Here is a 578-nt window from a genome sequence, read left to right on the forward strand (position 1 = left end):
TAATACTATTCATATAAAATTTATATGGTGGAGGATGACGGGATCGAACCGCCGACCCCCTGCTTGTAAGGCAGGTGCTCTCCCAGCTGAGCTAATCCTCCAAAGTGGTGACCCGTACGGGATTCGAACCCGTGTTACCGCCGTGAAAGGGCGGTGTCTTAACCACTTGACCAACGGGCCAAATATTATAAATCCTATGGCGGAGAGCAAGGGATTCGAACCCTTGATACGCTTATGACGTATACACGATTTCCAATCGTGCTCCTTCGGCCAACTCGGACAGCTCTCCAATGGCTCCGCAGGTAGGAATCGAACCTACGACCGATCGGTTAACAGCCGATAGCTCTACCGCTGAGCTACTGCGGAATAATATTGCCTGGCAACGTCCTACTCTCACAGGGACAAGGTCCCAACTACCATCGGCGCTAGAGAGCTTAACTTCCGTGTTCGGTATGGGAACGGGTGTGACCTCTCTGCCATCATTACCAGACATTATTCTTTTGAGACAATCATTATTATAACTTATTTACTTTAAAAGTCAACAAGTTTTTTATGTTCTCTCAAAACTAGATAACATT

4 tRNA genes and 1 rRNA gene are annotated in these 578 nt (G+C 47.1%); all 5 read right to left on the reverse strand.

Features of this window, described 5'->3' with window-relative positions:
• Window positions 1–25: 25 nt before the first annotated feature.
• Window positions 26–101, reverse strand: a tRNA-Val gene (locus OXT04_RS29525).
• 4 nt (window positions 102–105) lie between these two features.
• Window positions 106–180: transfer RNA gene (locus OXT04_RS29530), tRNA-Glu, on the reverse strand.
• Window positions 181–197: 17 nt separating this feature from the next.
• Window positions 198–289 (reverse strand) — tRNA-Ser (locus OXT04_RS29535).
• 2 nt (window positions 290–291) lie between these two features.
• Window positions 292–366 (reverse strand) — tRNA-Asn (locus tag OXT04_RS29540).
• Between the two features lie 8 nt (window positions 367–374).
• A 5S ribosomal RNA gene (gene rrf / locus OXT04_RS29545) occupies window positions 375–490 on the reverse strand.
• Window positions 491–578: the final 88 nt, after the last annotated feature.

This window comes from Bacillus sp. GC_Bacil_1 (assembly GCF_026540675.1).
Taxonomy (GTDB): domain Bacteria; phylum Bacillota; class Bacilli; order Bacillales; family Bacillaceae_G; genus Bacillus_A; species Bacillus_A cereus.